At 65.0% G+C, this 18,353-nt stretch carries 17 protein-coding genes; 13 read left to right on the top strand and 4 right to left on the bottom strand.

Going from position 1 to position 18,353, the window contains the following annotated elements; genetic code table 11:
- Positions 1–9 precede the first annotated feature (9 nt).
- Positions 10–1,332, bottom strand: a complete 1,323-nt coding sequence (locus BMX85_RS12435; RefSeq protein WP_090318077.1) for an MFS transporter — start codon at positions 1,330–1,332, stop codon at positions 10–12.
- A gap of 184 nt (positions 1,333–1,516) precedes the next feature.
- Here BMX85_RS12435 and BMX85_RS12430 point away from each other — a divergent pair, with 184 nt between their 5' ends.
- Together BMX85_RS12430 and BMX85_RS12425 are read left to right on the top strand one after the other, a co-directional pair.
- Positions 1,517–2,692 (top strand): sugar diacid recognition domain-containing protein, encoded by a 1,176-nt coding sequence (locus BMX85_RS12430; RefSeq protein WP_090320001.1) that lies wholly within the window; start codon positions 1,517–1,519, stop codon positions 2,690–2,692.
- A gap of 183 nt (positions 2,693–2,875) precedes the next feature.
- Positions 2,876–4,264, top strand: coding sequence for a branched-chain amino acid transporter BcaP (locus BMX85_RS12425; RefSeq protein ID WP_090318074.1), 1,389 nt, complete (start codon positions 2,876–2,878; stop codon positions 4,262–4,264).
- A gap of 81 nt (positions 4,265–4,345) precedes the next feature.
- On the opposite strand, the gene BMX85_RS12420 is transcribed toward BMX85_RS12425, so the two are convergent.
- Both BMX85_RS12420 and BMX85_RS12410 read right to left on the bottom strand, forming a co-directional pair.
- Positions 4,346–5,815: a pectate lyase family protein gene (locus BMX85_RS12420; RefSeq protein WP_218147328.1), complete on the bottom strand. Its 1,470-nt coding sequence runs from the start codon at positions 5,813–5,815 to the stop codon at positions 4,346–4,348.
- Positions 5,816–6,352: 537 nt separating this feature from the next.
- Positions 6,353–7,036, bottom strand: a complete 684-nt coding sequence (locus tag BMX85_RS12410; protein WP_090319998.1) for a pentapeptide repeat-containing protein — start codon at positions 7,034–7,036, stop codon at positions 6,353–6,355.
- Positions 7,037–7,064: 28 nt separating this feature from the next.
- Between BMX85_RS12410 and BMX85_RS12405 the strand changes: the two genes are divergently transcribed.
- From BMX85_RS12405 to BMX85_RS12365, 9 genes are all read left to right on the top strand, one after another.
- Entirely contained in the window at positions 7,065–8,345 is a 1,281-nt protein-coding gene (locus BMX85_RS12405) for a DUF445 domain-containing protein (RefSeq protein ID WP_090318063.1), read from the top strand.
- A gap of 65 nt (positions 8,346–8,410) precedes the next feature.
- Positions 8,411–9,331, top strand: a complete 921-nt coding sequence (locus BMX85_RS12400) for an ROK family protein (RefSeq protein WP_090318061.1) — start codon at positions 8,411–8,413, stop codon at positions 9,329–9,331.
- 4 nt (positions 9,332–9,335) lie between these two features.
- Positions 9,336–10,079, top strand: a complete 744-nt coding sequence (locus tag BMX85_RS12395) for a copper homeostasis protein CutC (protein WP_090318057.1) — start codon at positions 9,336–9,338, stop codon at positions 10,077–10,079.
- 105 nt (positions 10,080–10,184) lie between these two features.
- Entirely contained in the window at positions 10,185–10,856 is a 672-nt protein-coding gene (locus BMX85_RS12390; protein WP_090318054.1) for an amino acid ABC transporter permease, read from the top strand.
- The gene (locus BMX85_RS12385) at positions 10,856–11,527 is read left to right on the top strand and encodes an amino acid ABC transporter permease (protein ID WP_090318051.1); all 672 of its coding nucleotides are present in this window, start codon (positions 10,856–10,858) and stop codon (positions 11,525–11,527) included. Before BMX85_RS12390 ends, BMX85_RS12385 begins: the two co-directional genes overlap by 1 nt.
- Before the next feature lies 1 nt (position 11,528).
- Positions 11,529–12,269 carry an amino acid ABC transporter ATP-binding protein gene (locus BMX85_RS12380; RefSeq protein WP_090318050.1) on the top strand — a complete coding sequence of 247 codons (741 nt, stop codon included), beginning with the start codon at positions 11,529–11,531 and terminating at the stop codon, positions 12,267–12,269.
- A complete protein-coding gene (locus BMX85_RS12375) occupies positions 12,266–13,186 on the top strand; it encodes an isoaspartyl peptidase/L-asparaginase (RefSeq protein WP_218147327.1) in 921 nt (306 codons plus the stop codon). The genes BMX85_RS12380 and BMX85_RS12375 overlap by 4 nt, the downstream gene beginning before the upstream one ends.
- Positions 13,187–13,203: 17 nt before the next feature.
- A complete protein-coding gene (locus BMX85_RS12370) occupies positions 13,204–13,980 on the top strand; it encodes a transporter substrate-binding domain-containing protein (RefSeq protein WP_177196733.1) in 777 nt (258 codons plus the stop codon).
- A gap of 167 nt (positions 13,981–14,147) precedes the next feature.
- Positions 14,148–15,452 carry a cation:proton antiporter gene (locus BMX85_RS12365; RefSeq protein ID WP_090318047.1) on the top strand — a complete coding sequence of 435 codons (1,305 nt, stop codon included), beginning with the start codon at positions 14,148–14,150 and terminating at the stop codon, positions 15,450–15,452.
- Between the two features lie 9 nt (positions 15,453–15,461).
- On the opposite strand, the gene BMX85_RS12360 is transcribed toward BMX85_RS12365, so the two are convergent.
- Positions 15,462–15,917, bottom strand: a complete 456-nt coding sequence (locus tag BMX85_RS12360; protein ID WP_090319988.1) for a MarR family winged helix-turn-helix transcriptional regulator — start codon at positions 15,915–15,917, stop codon at positions 15,462–15,464.
- A 117-nt stretch (positions 15,918–16,034) separates the two neighbouring features.
- Between BMX85_RS12360 and BMX85_RS12355 the strand changes: the two genes are divergently transcribed.
- Positions 16,035–16,868 (top strand): p-hydroxycinnamoyl CoA hydratase/lyase, encoded by an 834-nt coding sequence (locus BMX85_RS12355; RefSeq protein ID WP_090318045.1) that lies wholly within the window; start codon positions 16,035–16,037, stop codon positions 16,866–16,868.
- Between the two features lie 29 nt (positions 16,869–16,897).
- Entirely contained in the window at positions 16,898–18,343 is a 1,446-nt protein-coding gene (locus tag BMX85_RS12350; RefSeq protein WP_090318042.1) for an aldehyde dehydrogenase, read from the top strand.
- The last annotated feature ends 10 nt before the right edge of the window (positions 18,344–18,353 follow it).

Raw genomic sequence — 18,353 nt, 5'->3', positions numbered from 1 at the left:
CACTCCATTTCAACGGTTGACCAGCTTGGCCGGCACACGCAGCACCAGTATCGCACCAAGCAGCATCACGCTGGACAGAATATACAGCGCCACGTCGGTGCTGTCGGTCGCATCCTTGATCCAGCCGACCAGGAACGGGCTGACGAAACCGGCGATCTGGCCGAGGGAATTAATCAGCGCCAGGCCGCCCGCCGCCGCAGCGCTGCCCAGGAAGGCCGCCGGCAGCGCCCAGAACATCGACAACGCCGCCAGCGCGCCCATGGTCGCCATGCTCAGCCCCGCGATGACGATCACCGGATTGCTGGAGAAATTGGCCGCCAGGGTCAGGCCGACAAGGCCCATCAGCATCGGCGCGGTGACGTGCCAGCGGCGCTCGCCGTGGCGGTCGGCCGAACGCCCGGCCCAGATCATGAACACGGCGGCGAACAGATACGGCACGGCGCTCAGCCAACCGACCGTGACCGCGCTCTGGTAGCCGAGCGACTTGATGATCGACGGCAGCCAGAAATTAATCGCATACACGCCCATCTGGATACAGAAGTAAATCACGCCCAGCATCCACACGCTCCCGTTGCGAATCACGTCGCCGAACGACTGGCCGACCGTGCTGGTGGACCGGCGCTGCTGCTCGTCGGCCGCCAGCGCGTCCTGCATCGCGCGTTTTTCATCGGCGTTGAGCCAACTGGCCTGCGAAATACCGTCGTTCAAGTAGAAATACACGCCAATGCCGAGCAACACCGTCGGCACGCCCTGCAGCAGGAACAGCCACTGCCAGCCCATCATGCCACCCTGGCCGGCCGAAAAGTGCGCCAGCATCCAGCCCGACAGCGGGCCGCCGATCAGGCCGGAGATCGGAATCGCCGACATGAACAGCGCCATCACCTGGCCGCGTTTCTGCGAAGGGAACCAATGCGTAAAGTACAGCACCATGCCCGGGAAGAACCCGGCCTCGGCCACACCGGTGAAGAAGCGCAGCACATAGAACGACAGCGGCGTCGTCACGAACAGCATGCAGGCGGACAAGGCGCCCCACGCCACCATCATCACCGCGATCCAGCGCCGCGCGCCGAGTTTGTGGAGGATCAGGTTGCTCGGCACGCCGCTCAGCACGTAGCCAATGAAGAAGATGCCGGCGCCGAGTCCGTAGACGGTGTTGCTCAGCTTGAGCGCGTCGAGCATCTCCAGCTTGGCGAAGCCGACGTTGACGCGGTCGAGGTAATTAAAGAAGTAGCAGACGAAAATAAACGGTATCAGGTGCCACGTCGCCTTTTTGTACGCCCCCTCGAGAACGGATGCCGCGGGCTGTCGCGCGGCGATGGACGGATTGCTCATTCCAGGTCTCCTAAGTTTTATAGTGGTGCTGATTATCTGGAATAGCCCGATAGAAAACATCGGCCAAACGCACGAGAATTAGCGGCCCGCCGCGCGAATTACTGGGCATCCGCACAAATATTGCCGCAATAAAAGGTTAAAATCGCCGTCATCCTTGGGAAAACCGTACAACATAAAAACCGCCATGAGCATACTCAGCACCCAGCTGGCGCAGGACATCGTCACGCGCACGATGAAAATCATCCCCTACAACGTCAACGTCATGGATGTCAGCGGCAGCATCATCGCCAGCGGCAACCCGGCGCGCATCGGCGAGCTGCACACGGGCGCGATGCTGGCGCTGGCCAAGAAGCTGGCCGTCGAGATCGACAGCGCCAGCGCCCGCAACATGCACGGCGCCCAGCCCGGCATCAACCTGCCGCTGACGGTCAACGGCCAGCTGTGCGGCGCGGTCGGCCTGAGCGGCGCGCCCGACGAAGTGCGCCAATTCGGCGAGCTGGTGCGCCTGACGGCGGAAATGATCCTCGAGCAGGCGCAACTGACCGGCGAACTGCAGCGCGATAGCCGCTACCGGGAAGCTTTCGTTCTCAAACTGATCAACGGCGACGACGCCGACCACGCCGGGCTGGAGGCGTGGGCGCGGCGCCTGGGGGTCGACTTCGGCCGCACGCACCAGGTCTTCGTGCTGGAGGTGGACGACAAGGCCGGCACGGTGGAGGCGCTGACCGAGATCCAGCGCCTGCAAATGCGCATGCTGACGCGCCAGCCGGCGGCGCTGACGGCGGCGGCCAGCGCGCACGAAATGGTCATCCTCGACTTCCACAATGGGCCCGGCACGGCCAAATCCCAGGCGCACATGCCGGCGCAGGACGCCCAGGCGCGGGCGCAAAAGCGGCTGCAATCGCTGTCCGCCATGTTAAGGGAGGAAGGCGGCGAAGCCCATACCGTGACGATGGGCATCGCCCTGACCGGCATCGAAGGCGTCGCCATTTCGTACCACAGCGCGCGGACGGCGGCCCGGATCGGCCGTGCGCGCCAGCCGCGCGGCACCCGCTTCAGCTACTACGAGCAGGCGCTGCCGGTGCTGCTGTCCGGCCTCGGCTCGGGTTGGCAAGCGGCGCAACTAAAGCTGCCGCTCGCCCGGCTGCGCGCGCAGGACAAACACAAGGAACTGCTGCAGCGCACGCTCGACGCCTGGTTCGCGCACGACGGCCACCCGGCGGCGACGGCCGCAGCGCTGCACATCCACCGCAACACGCTCGACTACCGGCTGCGCCGCATCGGCGAGATCACCGGCCTCGACCTCGCCCGCCTCGAAGACCGCTTCCTCCTCTACGTCTCCGCGCTGCTAACGACCTAAAAACCACCGGGGTCAAGTCTGTCATTCGGACACGACCCCGTCAGTCGTACGGTTTCTTGCACTAAAGCAAATCATTAATTCATATCAAGTTCCTGTATCATTTGGCGGCGCCGCGATCCGGCGCGAGGGGCAGCCCCCCACACCACAGACACAGACAAACACAAAAATAAACGGAGCCCAATTTTGAGCCTTTTTAGAACGAAGAATCTGGATGAGATGATCGCCAACGCCCGCAAACCCGGCGGCTTGGCCAAGGTGCTTGGTCCCTTCGACCTGATATTGATGGGCATCGGCGCCATCGTCGGCACCGGCATCTTCGTGCTGACCGGCACCGGCGCCGTCACCGCCGGCCCCGCCCTGACCTTGTCGTTCATCGTCGCCGCCGTTGCCTGCGGCTTCGCCGCGCTGTGTTACGCCGAATTCGCCTCCACCGTGCCGGTCGCCGGCTCGATCTACACCTACACCTACGCCACCCTGGGCGAACTGGCCGCCTGGATGATCGGCTGGGACTTGCTGCTCGAATACGGACTGGCCACGTCGGCCGTCTCGGTCGGCTGGTCCGGCTACTTCCAGTCGCTGATCTCCGGCTTCGGCCTGCAGCTGCCGACGGTGCTGACCGCCGCGCCAGGCGCCGTGCCCGGAGTCACCACCTGGATCAACCTGCCGGCGCTGATCATCATGCTGATCCTGACGGCCATGCTGAGCTGGGGCGTGCGCGAATCGGCCCGCCTGAACAACATCATGGTCGCCATCAAGGTCGGCGTGGTGCTGCTGTTCATCGTCGTCGGCGCGCGCCATGTGCAGCCGGCCAACTGGCAGCCCTTCATGCCTTACGGCTACAACGGCATGCTGAGCGCGGCCGCGCTGGTGTTCTTCGCCTTCATCGGTTTCGACGCGGTGACCTCGGCCGCCGAGGAAGTCAAACGTCCCGAGCGCGACCTACCGATCGGCATCATCGGTTCGCTGGCGGCGTGCACGATCCTGTACGTGGTGGTGTCGGCGATCATGACCGGCATCGTGCCTTACCAGCAGTTCCTCGGCGTTGACCACCCTGTCACCCTGGCGCTCAAGTACGCCGGCGAGAACTGGGTCGCCGCATTCGTCGATCTCGGCGCCATCCTCGGCATGACCACCGTGATTCTGGTGATGGCTTACGGCCAGACCCGCGTGATCTACGCCATGTCGCGCGACGGCCTGCTGCCGAAACGTCTGTCGACTGTGCATCCGCGCTTCCACACGCCATTCTTCGCGACCTGGCTGGTGGGTATCGTGTTCGGCCTGATCGCCGCAGTCGTGCCGCTGAACATCCTGACAGAGCTGATCAATATCGGCACCCTGGCCGCGTTCAGCCTGGTGGCGATCGCCGTGGTCATCCTGCGCAAGAAGCGTCCCGATCTGAAGCGCGCGTTCCGTTGTCCCGGCGTGCCGGTGATTCCCGCGCTGGCGGTGATCTTCTGCGTCATGCTGATGACTTACCTAAGCTGGCATACGTGGGTCGCGTTCATTATCTGGATGGCGATCGGCCTGGTGATTTACTTCGGTTACGCGCGCAAGCATTCGGCGATGAACTAAGACCTGAACGATCGACACCTCAATGAAAAAATCCGGCGCGCCCTCATGGACGCGCCGGATTTTTGCTAACTACTCCCCGACTTAATTCACGGTCAATTTCCCGGTCCCCGCGTTACTCAGCACCGACGCCTTTACCGCCGACGCCCCCAGCGGCGAATACGAATAAGGCACGGTCCAGCCGACAGCGTTGCTGAAGCTGCACGCCCCCGCCACATTCAACGCGCTACCGTTCAACAGCGATCCCGTATCGACAATCGCCCCGGTCATGCTCGACGAACCCGGATTCTTGACGATATCCGGGCAACTGCTGGCCCCGGCGATCTCGAACGCATTGTTAGTCGAGATCATCTTCGCCTTATACGCCACGCCCAGGCTGTACTGGTGCTTGTACACCGGATGGCTGCGCGAGCCCTCGAAGTAGTTGTTGTAGACGTGAACCTTACCGAAACGCACACGCGGTGCGCGGTCGCTGATGTTCAGGTAGTGGTTGTTGTTGAAGGTAACCGTCAAATGGCCATCGTCGGTGGTCCGGCTATCGGACGAGCCGACCAGGTTGTTCTTCGCGTGCAGCTCGAAGCGGTTGTTCGATACGGTCACATAGTCCGAGGCATTCTTGACGTCCAGCGCGCCGTCGTGGCATTGCTTGAGCATGCCGTTCTCGGTCGGCGACTGGTCGTCCGTCTTCGGTGCGTCGGTGAAGACGTTGTGGTCGACCCAGACGTTGGTCGAGGCCAGGATGGTGACGCCGTCATACTCCGAATTCCAGTTGCCGTTGGCGCCGTCTTCCGGGTCCCACAACGGATACTTGTCGCATGGCAGGCTGATGTTCAGGTTGCGCACGATGACGTTCTTCTTGCCGTTGATGACAAGATTGGCGTTGACCAGCCTCGCATCGCTGCCGACGCCGATCAAGGTGGTATTGCTGCCCAGCTTGATCTGCAGACGCGCGGCTTGGTCGTCCTTGCTGGTGTAAGGGCCGCCATTGTCCGACGAGGTCGGATCGATGGTGCCGTACAGTTTGATGATCTTGGGATTGTCGCCCTGCGCCTTGATCGCCGCCATCAGCTGCGAAGCGGAACTGACCTTGTAGATCGCGGTCGATGGCGCGGCCGCGCCGCCGGTGGTGCCGCCGTTGGTGCCGGCCCAGCCGGATGCGGGTGCCGATTGATAGGTGGCGTCGCCCGGTGTCGGTGTTGGCGTTGGTGTTGGCGTTGGCGTTGGCGTTGGCGTCGGTGTTGGCGTAGGCGTTGGGGTTGGCGTCGGCGTAGGTGTGGGCGTCGACGACAGCGGACCGACCGCGCACTTCTCCGTGGCGCCCGCATTCGGATCGGAACCGAAGGTCGCCGTGGTGCAGGCGACGTTGCCGGACAAGGTCTTGATCACCCACTTATCCTTCAAGCCGAACGAGACCTGACGGCTGGTGGTGCCCGCCTTGCAAGTGCCGCCCTCGTCGGCGCACTTCGAAAAGCCGCTCGGCCAATCGGCGGCTTGGACGCCGGTTGAAAACAGCGCGGCCAGCGCCGCACACATTACGGAATATTTTGGTGCCATGATTTTTTCGTCTCCTAACGGGTTAGTTACGGGCCTTCGGACAGGCCACTTGAAATGACAACTGCAACAGAACCGCGCCCGGGGAGATATCTTGGCGCCACCGTGGTAGCCTGGGGGACAGGCTAAAGGGAACGCCCCCCGGTCATAGCGGGGCGAGATGCGAGAAAGCAACTCAAGATTAGCAGCCGACGCTGGCAAACGCCCGCCGGAATCAAATAATCAGACCCTTGATTATTTGCCATGTCGTCCGATATCGTATGACCATATTTGACAGACTAGCGCCGAGAAACCATAGCGTTCTACCGCCAAGCCACATCCCGGACGAAGATGGCTCCGTCATGACAAGCCATTGATTACAAACATCTTATCGCCACACCGAGGTCGCATGTCCAGGCCTATGCAGTCCTCGCCAACGCAGAAAATTTCTCTTTAGAAATAATATCTCAATCGCAAGGGGTATGACAAGTCAAGTTTTCCGGTAGTTGTTTTTTCGGGAACTTCGCCTTGCATGATGCAATCGGCACCAGCGACCGCCCGCTAGCTGACGATGAATCCCAGCTCCCGAAGAAAGCCCGCAGCCTGCGAGTGGGAGATGACGGCGCCCTTGAACATGCCGGCGTCGGCCAGCTTGACGCCCTCGATGTCGGTTCCGCGCAGGTCCGCGCCCTGAAACTTGGCCAGCTTCAGCACGGCGTTACGCAAACTGCCCCCTTCGAAGACGGCATCGCGGAAATCGCAGCCGGCCAGATAGGCGTCGGACAGGTCCAGCTCCTTCAAGGTCGCCTTGCGGAAGGAAAAGCCGCGCATGTCGGCGCCGACCAGCAGGCTCTCCTCGAAATGGATGCCCAGATGCGACACTTCCTCGAACGAAGCGCCGGTCAGCTTGCAGCCACGATACGATGCCGATGCCAGCTTGGCGCGCCGCCATTGGGTGTTGTTCAGGTCGCAGCCTTCGAAGCGCGCATCGACGGCGTCGGCCGATTCGAAGGCCGCGCCACCGGCGCGGCAACGCAGCCAGCTGGTGCGTGCCATCTTGCAAGCGAACAGTATGGCGCCAAGAAAAGTGCAGCGTTCGAAGGTGCAGCCCTGCAGGTCGAGCCGCGACAGGTCGGCGTCGTCGAAGGTGCAGCCGTCGAAGTGGCGCACCGATTGCGACAGGTGTTGTTCAAGTTCCGCCCTGTCGAGCGTGATGCCGGAAATCGTAGAGTTGTCATGTATCATCAGCCAGAATTTTATCAGAAGCGACCGCATGAAACGTGATATCGACATCATCCGCCAACTGGACGACACCGAGGACGCCATCAAGCGCGCCCGGCTGCGCACCATGCAGGCGGTCGCGCTGGGCCTGCTGGTGCTGGCCGCCCTGCTGTTCGCGCTGGCGCGCTCGCAACACGGCGGCCATGCGGCCTGGGGCTACCTGGAAGCGTTCTCCGAAGCGGCCATGGTGGGCGCCATCGCCGACTGGTTCGCCGTCACCGCACTGTTCCGCCATCCGCTCGGCATTCCGTTGTGGCACACGGCCATCATCCCCAACAGCAAGGACAGCATCGGCAAAAGCCTGGGCAACTTTGTCGAGAACCACTTCATCACCGAGGAAGGCATCGCCCAGCGCATCCGCCAGGTCGATATCGCCGGCCGGGCCGGCCGCTACATGCAAACCAACGCGGCGCAACTGAGCGCCTGGGTCGGCCCGGCACTGGAAAAGCTGTTGCAAATGGCCGACCACGACAAGATCCGCCGCATGCTGCGCGAGGTGGCGACGCGCGAGCTGGCGCGCATCGACCTGTCCGGCCTGGCGGGCGATTGCGTCGAGGCGCTGGTCGCCGAGGACCAGCCGCAGCAGCTGGTGGACGCCGCGCTCGACCAGTTCGAGATCTACCTGTCCGATCCGGCCAACCATCCCACCATCGAGGCGATGGTGCAAAGCGCCGTGAACACGGAAAGCTCGGTGCTCAAGTATGCGTTGCGCAAGGCCATGCCCCGCATCATCCGCTCGACGACCGAAAAGGTGGCCGAGATGCGGCTGAACCGCGCGCACGAGGTGCGCCAGCGGCTCGGCGTGTGGATCGCCAACAGCGCGCTGCGGCTCAAGGGCGATCCGGCCTGGCAGGAAGCGATCGGCCGTTATCAACAGCAGGCGCTGACCAGCGACACGGTGCAGCAGATGCTCGACGGCATCTGGGATACCTTGCGGGCGCGGCTGCTGGCCGACCTGCGCAGCGAGACGCCGAGCATTCCCGCCAGCGCCCGGCGGCTGGTGGAAAACGCCGGCAAGCTGCTGACCGACAATCCGTCGGTGGGCGACAGCCTGAACCGCGCGATCGAGGCCGGCAGCGCCCAGCTGGTTAAAAAGTACCGCGGCGAGGTCGGCCTGTTCATCGAAGCGCAACTGGCGACGTGGACGAAGGAAGAAATGAGCAACCGCATCGAGCTGTCGATCGGGCGCGACTTGCAGTTTATTCGCATCAACGGCACCTTGGTCGGCGGCCTGGTGGGTGTGGCGCTCCACTTCATCGTCACGATGTTTTAAGCAGGTATTGTCAAACGCCAACGGAACGTGCATCCTGATGCTATATAAATTGCGACGTTGGAACCATGATCACTTGCTTTGACATCGGCGGCAGCGCCATCAAATCCGCCGGCGCCAGCGCCGACGGCCAGATCGGCGAGCTGCGCCGCGTCCCGACGCCTGCGCACGACTTCGCCGCCTTCAGCGCCGCCATGACGGAGCTGATCGCCGCCGCCGGCCCGTCGCGCGGCGTGGCCATCTCCATCGCCGGCGTCATCGACCCCGCCGACGGCCGCATCAAATGCGCCAATATCCCCTGCATCGACGGCCGCGCCCTGGCCGCCGACCTCGCCGCCGAACTGCGCCTGCCGGTATGGATCGCCAACGACGCCGACTGCTTCGCGCTGGCCGAAGCGCATGCCGGCGCGGGACGCGGCCACGCCAACGTCTTCGGCCTGATCCTCGGCACCGGCGTCGGCGGCGGCCTGGTGATCGACGGGCGCCTGATCGGCGGGCCTGGCGGCTTCGCCGGCGAGTGGGGACACGGCCCGGTATCGCCCCACTTCGCCGGCACCCCGCCGCAAGCGATTCCGCGCTTCGCCTGCGGCTGCGGACAGACCGGCTGCCTGGACGCCATCGGCGGCGCGCGCGGACTGGAACGCGTGCACGCCGCGCTGCATCCCGGCGCCTCGCCGCTCGACAGCCGTCAAATCATCGACGCCTGGCAGGACGGCGACGCCAACGCCGCCCGCACCATCGACTGCTTCGTCGACATTCTTTCCGGCCCGTTGGCGATGCTGGTCAACACCATCGGCGCCTCCGTGCTGCCGGTCGGCGGCGGCCTGTCCAACAGCGCGCCGCTGATCGCCATGCTCGACCAGGCGGTGCGCGCGCGCATCCTGCGCAAGACCGGCGCCGCCATCATCGTCCAAGGCCAATCCGGCGCCGAACCGGGATTGATCGGCGCCGCCTGGCTGGGGCTCGCTGAATCGGCGAAGGCGCCGTAACGCCATGACCGATAGCGCCGCCGCCATCACGCTGGAAGTCTGCGTCGACAACGTCGAAGGCCTGTCGGCCGCGATCGCGGGCGGCGCCGACCGCATCGAGCTATGCGGCGCGCTGGAAGTCGGCGGCCTGACGCCCACATCCGGCCTGCTGCGCGTGGCCGCCGCCAGTCCGCTGCCGGTTGTGGCGATGATACGGCCTCGCAGCGGCGACTTCTGTTTCGACGACGTCGAGGTCCAGCTGATGCTCAACGAGATCGACACGGTGGCCGCCATCGGCCTGCAAGGCGTGGTGCTCGGCGCCTCGCTGCGCAACGGCGAGCTGGATCACCGGACGCTGGAACGGCTGGCGCGGCGCGCGCGCGACCACCGGCTGGAAACCACGCTGCACCGGGCCATCGATCTTTGCCCCGACCTCGCGGCGGCGACCAGGCTGGCCATCGACCTGGGTTTCGCGCGCATCCTCACTTCGGGCGGGGCACCCCGGGCATTGGAAGGCCTGAATGGTTTGCAGCGTTGCTTCGACGCCGCCGGCGACCGCATCACGATCATGCCCGGCGCCGGCATCAACGCCGACAATGTCGACCGCCTGCTCCACAAGCTGCCGGTGCGGGAAGTCCACGCATCCTGCTCCGCGCCGGTGGCGGCCAGCACGCCGCCGGTGCGGGCGTTCGGCTTCGACACCGGCGCGCGGCGGCAAACCAGCGTGGCGCATGTGGCGGCGTTAAGAGCCGCGCTGCGCACCAAATAATGTGTTTACGCACCGCGTAGTGCCGCTTGAAACGTGCCCCGCTTTGTGTGACACTCGTGACTATTGATGTGAAACCGGTATCGCTTTCAGGTTGGAGCCCGCTGTTTGACGTTCGACCCCACGCTCCTCGCGCCCTATCTCCCCGACCTCGCGGCCGGCGCACGCCTGACGGCGCTCGCTTGCGCGCTCTCGCTGGCCGGCGCACTGGCGCTGGGGGTGGTGGTGGCCCTGCTGCGCGCCTCGGCGGTCCCGGCTTCGCGACGTCTGGCCGGCATCTACGTCGACATCTTCCGCAACGTCCCGTTCATCGTCCAGCTGTTTTTCCTTTTCTACGGCCTGCCGGAACTCGGCATCGAGCTCGACGCCTTCAGCACCGGCGTGCTGGCGCTGTCGCTGGCCGGCGGCGCCTTTACGTCGGACGTTATCCGCTCCGGCATCCTCGCCATCGATCCTGGCGTGATCGAGGCGGCCCAGGTCAGCGGCCTGTCGCGCCGCGTCATCTACCAGAAAATCGTGCTGCCGATCGCCTTGCGCACCTCGGTGCGGCCGCTCGGTTCCGTGTTCGTCAACCTGATCCTGACCTCGTCCATCCTGTCCACGATCACCCTCAACGAGTTGACGGGCGCCGCCAAGATCGTCGCCGCCGACACCTTCGCGCCGTTCGAGGTGTACGCGCTGCTGCTGGTGGCCTACATCACGCTGACCTATCTGGTGTCACTGACTGCCGGCGCCCTGCACCGCCGCCTTAACCGCGAACGCGCATTGGGTACCGACTGATGCGCTACACCGACTTCACCGCCCACGACATCCTGTTGCTGCTGCAAGGCGCGGGGGTCTCGGTCGCGCTGTTCGCCGCCACCACCGCGATCGGGCTGATGATCGGCCTGGCGTGGGCGGTGCTGCGCTATTACCGCACGCCCGTCCTGGCGCCCTGCTTCGCCGCCGTGGCGGAAGTGCTGAAAAATTCGCCGGTGCTGGTGCAGCTGTTCCTGGTCTTCTTCGGCCTGCCGGTGCTGCTGGAGACCGACATCACGCCGGTGCAGGCGGCCGTCATCACCTTGTCCGGCAACACGGCGGCATTCATCTACATCATCGCCGTCTCGGCGATCGAGTCGGTCGGCCGCGAACAGCTGGAAACGGCGCGCGTGTTCGGCTTGAGCCACTGGCAAATCCTGCGCAAGGTCGTCGCCCCGCAGGCGGCCGCCTTCGGCCTTGGACCGCTGACCGGATTGCTGGTCAACCAGTTGCAGGTGACGTCGCTGATCTCGGTGATCGGCGTGCTCGATCTGACCAAGGTCGGCGCCATCCTGAACCTGCGCACGCTCAAGCCGTTCATCGTCTGGACGGTGGTCGGACTGCTGTACTACCTGATGGCGAAGCTGATCGCCAGCACCTGCGCGCGCCTGGAAAGCCGGCTGCGCGCCCATAGCCAATGGAAAGGCCTGTAGCATGATTCAGATCGATGGCGTCGGCAAAAGCTTCGGCCGGACCAAGGTGCTCGATGGCGTCAACCTGCGCCTCGCGCCGGGGGAAGTGGTGTCCATCCTGGGCGCCAGCGGTTCTGGCAAGTCCACGCTGATCCGCTGTATCAACGGACTGGAAAAGCTGGACAGGGGCCGCATCTCGATCGACGGTTTCCGCGTCGACGACCCGAAGCAACTGCAACAGGCGCGCCGCTGCTCGGGCACCGTGTTCCAGCTGTTCCACCTCTACCCGCACATGACGGCGCTGCAAAACGTCACGCTGGCGCCGATCGAGGTGCTGAAGGTGCCGCGGAGCGAGGCCGAAGACGCCGGACGGGCGCTGCTGGCATCCGTCGGCCTGTCCGGGCGCGCCGACGCCTATCCCGCGCAGTTGTCCGGCGGCCAGCGCCAGCGCGTCGGCATCTGCCGCGCGCTCGCCATGAAGCCGCGCTACCTGCTGCTCGACGAAGTCACCAGCGCGCTCGATCCCGAAATGACCGCCGAAGTGCTGGACATCCTCGCCAGGCTGGCGGCGGCCGGCACGACGATGCTGTTCGTCACCCACGAAATCGACTTCGCGCGGCAGATTTCCACCCGCATCGTCTTCCTCGAACAGGGCCGCCTGCTGGCCGACCTGCCGACGGCGCAATTCTTTGCCGCCGACGGCGGCCTGGCGCACCCGCGCATCGCCCAATTCCTCTCCAAGATGAAGAAAGACCATCAATGAAAATGCTGCTAGCGAACGCCGAAGCCTGGCCGGGATTCGACACCACCGTCGATCTGCTCAAACAAGGCGGCGCCGGCATCGACGCCATGATCGCCGGCATCGCCAAAGTCGAACGCGAAGCCAGGGTGCGCAGCGTCGGCTACGGCGGCTGGCCCAATATGCTGGGCGAGATGGAGTTCGACGCCGGCGTCATGGACGGCACCACGCGCGACGTCGGCGCGGTCGGCGCGGTGCCGGCCACGCTGCCGGTGTCCGCCCTGGCGCACGAGGTGATGAAGCACCTGCCGCATGTGATGCTGACCGGCGCCGGCGCGCGCCGCTTCGCCACCGAACGAGGATTCGCCGTCGACGACACGCTGCACCCGGACAGCAAGCGCGTATGGTGGGAACGCCTGCAAAAGGAAATGACGCCGCAGCAGCTGGCCGCCTTCCCGGACATCCCCCTCGCCCCGCTCAGCAACACCATCACCGACCCGGAGCGGGTGCGCGACACCACCGTCTTCCTGGCCCGCGACGCCTCGCGGGGGCTGGCCGTGGTCACGTCGACCTCCGGCTGGGCGTGGAAGTATCCGGGCCGGCTGGGCGACTCGCCCATCGTCGGCGCCGGGTTCTACGCCGACAGCCGGTACGGCGCGGCCGCCTGCACCCACACCGGCGAAATGACGATGCGCTGCGGGACATCGCGCAGCATCGTGCTGGCGCTGCGGCTCGGGCATTCGCTCGACGACGCCGTCAAGCTGGCGGTGGAGGAACTGGGCGAGTTGAAGACCGGCTTCCTGGCGGGTGTCGTCATCCACGCGGTCGACGCGGCGGGCAACCACAAGGTGGTCGGCTTCCGCTGCGACGAAGAGATACATTACTGGTACTGGGACGAACGCATGGCCGCGCCGGAACTGCGCGTCGCCAGCGCCGCCTAACCTAAAAGGGAGTCAACATGCCGCAATTGAAACGCATCGCCGCCACCGTGCTGCTCACCATGATCGCCGGTTCCGCCGTCGCCGGCCGCATCGAGGAAATCAAGGCACGCGGCTACGTGCGGATCGGCGTCTCGCTCGGTGGCGAGCCGGTTGGATTCCGCAACGCGAAGAATGAGCCGGTCGGCTACGACGTCGATGTCGCCACGCAGCTCGCGGCCAGGCTCGGCGTGCCGGCGCGCTTTTCGGACGTTTCGTCGGACGCGCGCATCTCGATGCTGATGTCCCGGCAGCTCGACCTGGTGGTGGCCAATGTCTCGATCACGCCGCAACGCGCGCGCGTGGTCGACTTTTCGACGCCCTACAATATGGCCGGGCTGCGCGTGATCGTGCAGAAGAGCGCCGGCATCAAGACGCTGGCCGACCTGAAAGGCAAGCGCGTGGTGGTCGGCCGCGGCACCACGGCGGACGCCTTCCTGAAGCAGTCATCGCCCCAAGCGATGTTCGTCTACACCGACAACTTCGCCCCGGACGGGGTGCTGCTGCTCAAGCAAAAGCGGGTCGACGCCGGAATCGAGGACTCGTCGCTGCTTGACTACCTCGCCAGCAAGAACGACCAGCTCGAAGTCCTGCCCGGCATCCATGGCCAGACCCCGATCGGCATCGCCATGGCCAAGGGCGACCCGGAGCTGCTCAAGCTGGTCAACGGCTTCGTCGCCGACTACGTCAAAACCGGCGCCTACGCGGCCAATTACCGCAAGTGGTGGGGCCAGAAAAGCGTACCGCCGGCGTTGTAGTTGGCGCCCGTGTGCCCTAGCCCACAGACAACCCGCGCCGATCTTCCTATGCTTCCCCAAGGAGTATCGCCGCCAATGACAAAATACCGCAAGCAACCTTTCGATCCAGCCAACACGCGGCGGGTTTCTGGCCGCGCCGCCAACCGCCACCATCGGCTGGAGAGCGCGTGAACACCAACCATTGGTTCCTGCTGGTCGGCCTGCTGATGCTCGCGCGCGGCATGGCCGCCACCACCATCTCGCGTTCGCCGTTCACGTCGGCGATGGTGTACCTCGGCTTCGGCATCGTGCTCGGCCCCACAGTGTTCAACATCCTCGACTTCGACCCGATGCAGCAATCGGACCTGCTCGAGGTGCTGACCGAAATCGCCATCCTGATCTCGCTGTTCTCCGCCGGGATCAAGATGCCGGTGCCGTTCAAGCTGCGCCACTGGGACGCGCCGCTGCGGCTGGCGTGGGTGTCGATGACGTTGACGGTGGCGCTGGTGGCGGCCTTCGGCTTCTTCGTGCTCGGCCTGCCGCTGGGCGCCGGCATCCTGTTGGGCGGCATCCTGGCGCCGACCGATCCGGTGCTGGCGACCGACGTCCAGGTGCGCCACGCCGGCGACAAGGACCAACTGCGTTTCACCCTTACCTGCGAGGCCGGCATGAACGACGGCAGCGCCTTCCCGTTCGTCTTCCTCGGCCTGGCCATGCTGGGCATGGGCGACGACCCCGGCGCCTGGCACTGGCGCTGGTTCATGGTGGACGTGGTGTGGGCGACGGGAGCGGCGGTCGCCGTGGGTTACCTGGGCGGCACCTTGACCGCGCGCCTGGGCTGGCGCCTGCGCATCATCAAGCCGCGGCACGAGATCATGGACGATCTGGTGGGGCTCGGCCTGATCGCCGTGGTCTACGGCGTCTCCAGCCTGATACACGCGTGGGGCTTCCTGGCGGTGTTCTTCGCCGCCGTGGCGCTGCGCCAGACCGAGTTGATGCTGGCCGGCGCGCCCAAGGACCGGCAAGGCATGCTGGAACAGGACGTGGCGAAATCGGCCGCCGCCAGGACCAGCGAGACGCATGAAGTGCCGATGACCGTGAGCACCGAGTCGCTGGTGTTCAAGGAGCACCTTGAGCGGCTGTCGGAGCTCACCCTGGTGCTGCTCCTGGGTGGCATGATCTCGCTGCATGACATGGATTGGGACGCCCTCTGGATGGCCGTCTTCCTGTTCTTCATCGCGCGGCCGGTCAGCGTATTCCTCGGCCTGGCCGGCAGCGACACCAGCATGCGACTGCGCTCGATGACCGCGTGGTTCGGCGTGCGCGGCATCGGCTCGATCTACTACCTGATGTACGCGATCGGGCAGGGATTGGCGCCGGACCTGGCGCAGCGGCTGACGCACATCTCGCTGTTCGTCATCATGCTGTCGATCGTGGTCCATGGCTTGAGTGTCAAGCCGTTGATGGAAAGCGTGTGGCCCCGCCGTCGGTGACGGACCCCGTCAAATACCTTCGAGGCTGAGCGCGCGCACCGCGCCGCGAAGCAGGCCGTGCAGGCGCACGCGCTCCTCGTGGTCCATATCCGGGAACATCTGCATCTCGACCTCCCTCACCTTGCCGTCGCACTGCGCCAGGATCGCGTGCCCGGCCTCGGTCAGCTGGATCTGGATAATGCGCCCGTGCGACGGATCGGGCGTGCGCTCGATCCAGCCCTTGGCCTCGATCGACTTCACCATCTCGTTGGCCGACTGCGGCGACACCATCGTCCGCACCGCCAGCTGCGCGTTCGATAGCGCGCCCTGCGCGCGGAACACCGACAACGCCGTGTACTGCGGCACCGTCACGCCGGCCGGCGCGCAGCAATCGCGCAGCCGCTTGTTCAACACGTGATCGAGACGCCCCACCAGGTAGGCCAGACCCAACGGTTTAGTGCTATCGGAAAAATCTGCTTTGACCATAAAAATTTTCTTGTAAAACAAAAGAGGTGGGTATAGTATAAGTCATATATCAGGTAGCCTGATACTTAAATCTAAAGCTTAGCCTGAAGATCAGCCAACTAAAAGGAGACACATTGTATGTCCAAATATGAAGCCCGCTGGGAAACCGTCAAGGTCGATGTTGAAAAAGGTATCGGCTGGATCACGCTGAACCGCCCCGACAAGCGCAACGCCATGAGCCCGACCCTGAATCGCGAGATGATCGACGTTCTGGAAACACTGGAACTGGACGAGGACGCGCAAGTGATCGTGCTGACCGGCGCCGGCGACGCCTGGACCGCCGGCATGGACCTGAAGGAGTACTTCCGCGAGAACGACGGCAAGCCGGAGATCTTCCAGGAGCGCCTGCGCCGCGACTGCTCGCAGTGGCAATGGAAGCTGCTGCGCATGTACAGCAAGCCGACCATCGCCATGGTCAACGGCTGGTGCTTCGGCGGCGCGTTTTCGCCGCTGGTCGCCTGCGACCTGGCCATCGCCGCCGACGAAGCGGTGTTCGGCCTGTCCGAGATCAACTGGGGCATCCCGCCCGGCAACCTGGTCAGCAAGGCCGTCGCCGACACCATGGGCCACCGCCAGGCGCTGCACTACATCATGACCGGCGACACCTTCACCGGCCAGGAAGCGGCCGCCATGGGGCTGATCAACAAGAGCGTGCCGCGCGCCCAGCTGCGCGACGAAGTGGTCGCGCTGGCCGAAAAACTGCTGGCCAAGGCGCCGACGGTGCTGCGCATCGCCAAGAACGGCTTCAAGCGCTGCCGCGAACTGAATTGGGACCAGAACGAGGACTACCTGTACGCCAAGGTCGACCAGTCCAACTACCGCGATCCGGAAAAAGGACGCGCGCAAGGCCTCAAGCAGTTCCTGGACGATAAGACGATCAAGCCGGGTCTGCAGACTTTCAAACGCGGCTAAACTCTACAATAAAAATACAGGAGACAACCATGTTTGATACCGATCTGCTGATCGGCGGCCAAGGCGCCGCCGCCCAGGACAAAGCCGCCTTCGAGCGGCGCAGCCCCGCCACCGGCGAGGTGGTCACCCGCGCCGCCGCCGCCCAACTGGCCGATGTCGACCGCGCCGTCAAGGCCGCGCAGGAAGCCTTCCCGGCCTGGTCGGCGATGGCGCCCGGCGCCCGCCGCGCGCTGCTGCTCAAAGCCGCCGACACGATGGAACACTACCGCGCCGAATTCGTCGCCCGCGGCGTCGCCGAAGCAGGCGGCAGCCCGATGTGGTACCAGTTCAATGTGACGCTGGCGTCCAACATGCTGCGCGAAGCGGCGTCGATGACCACCCAGATCAGCGGCGAGGTCATTCCGTCCGATGTCCCCGGCTCGATGGCCATGGGCCTGCGCCAGGCGTGCGGCGTGGTGGTCGGCCTGGCGCCGTGGAACGCCCCGGTGATCCTGGGCACCCGCGCCATCGCCATGCCGCTCGCCTGCGGCAACACCGTGATCCTGAAGGCTTCCGAATTGTGCCCGGCGCTGCACCGCCTGATCGGCACCGTGTTCGAGGAAGCCGGGTTCGCGCCCGGCGTCGTCAACGTCATCACCAACGCGCCGCAAGACGCGCCGCAGGTGGTGGAGCGCCTGATCGCCGCGCCGGCCGTGCGCCGCGTCAATTTCACCGGTTCGACCAAGGTGGGCCGCATCATCGCCCAGCATTGCGCCCGCCACCTGAAGCCCGTGCTGCTGGAACTGGGCGGCAAGAACCCGCTGCTGATCCTGGACGACGCTGACCTCGACGAAGCCGTCGAAGCGGCCGCGTTCAGCGCCTTCTTCAACCAGGGCCAGATCTGCATGTCAGCCGACCGTATTTTGGTCGACAACAAGGTGGCGCCGGCCTTTTTGAAAAAGCTGGCCGCCAAAACCGCCAGCTTGAAGGCGGCGCACAGCGACGCCCCGCTGTCCGGCATGATCGATCCGTCGGCCACCACCCGCGTCGCCGCCATGCTGCAGGACGCCCGTGATCGCGGCGCCAGGGTGACGCAAAGCTCGGCCGAAGTGGTCGGCAACATCATGCAGCCGGCCATCGTCGACGGCGTGACGCCGGAGATGAAGGTCTATCAAGAGGAGTCGTTCGGCCCGATCGTCTCGATCCTGCGCTTCGACACCGACGAGGAAGCCATCGCGCTGGCCAACGACAGCGAGTACGGCTTGTCGTCGGCGGTCTTCAGCCGCGATATCGGGCGCGCGATGGCGGTCGCGCGCCGGATCGAATCGGGCATCTGCCACATCAACGGCCCGACCGTGCACGATGAGGCGCAGATGCCGTTCGGCGGCGTCAAGGGCAGCGGCTACGGGCGTTTCGGCGGCAAGGCGGCCATCGCCGAGTTCACGGAGCTGCGCTGGATCACGATCCAGACGACCTCGCGCCACTACCCGATCTGACAGGAGCTCC

Origin of the sequence: Duganella sp. CF517 (assembly GCF_900110275.1) — a bacterium.
GTDB lineage: Bacteria > Pseudomonadota > Gammaproteobacteria > Burkholderiales > Burkholderiaceae_D > Rugamonas.
The sequence above is the reverse complement of the archived record's forward strand: the minus strand, read 5'-3'. Positions and strand labels throughout refer to the sequence as shown.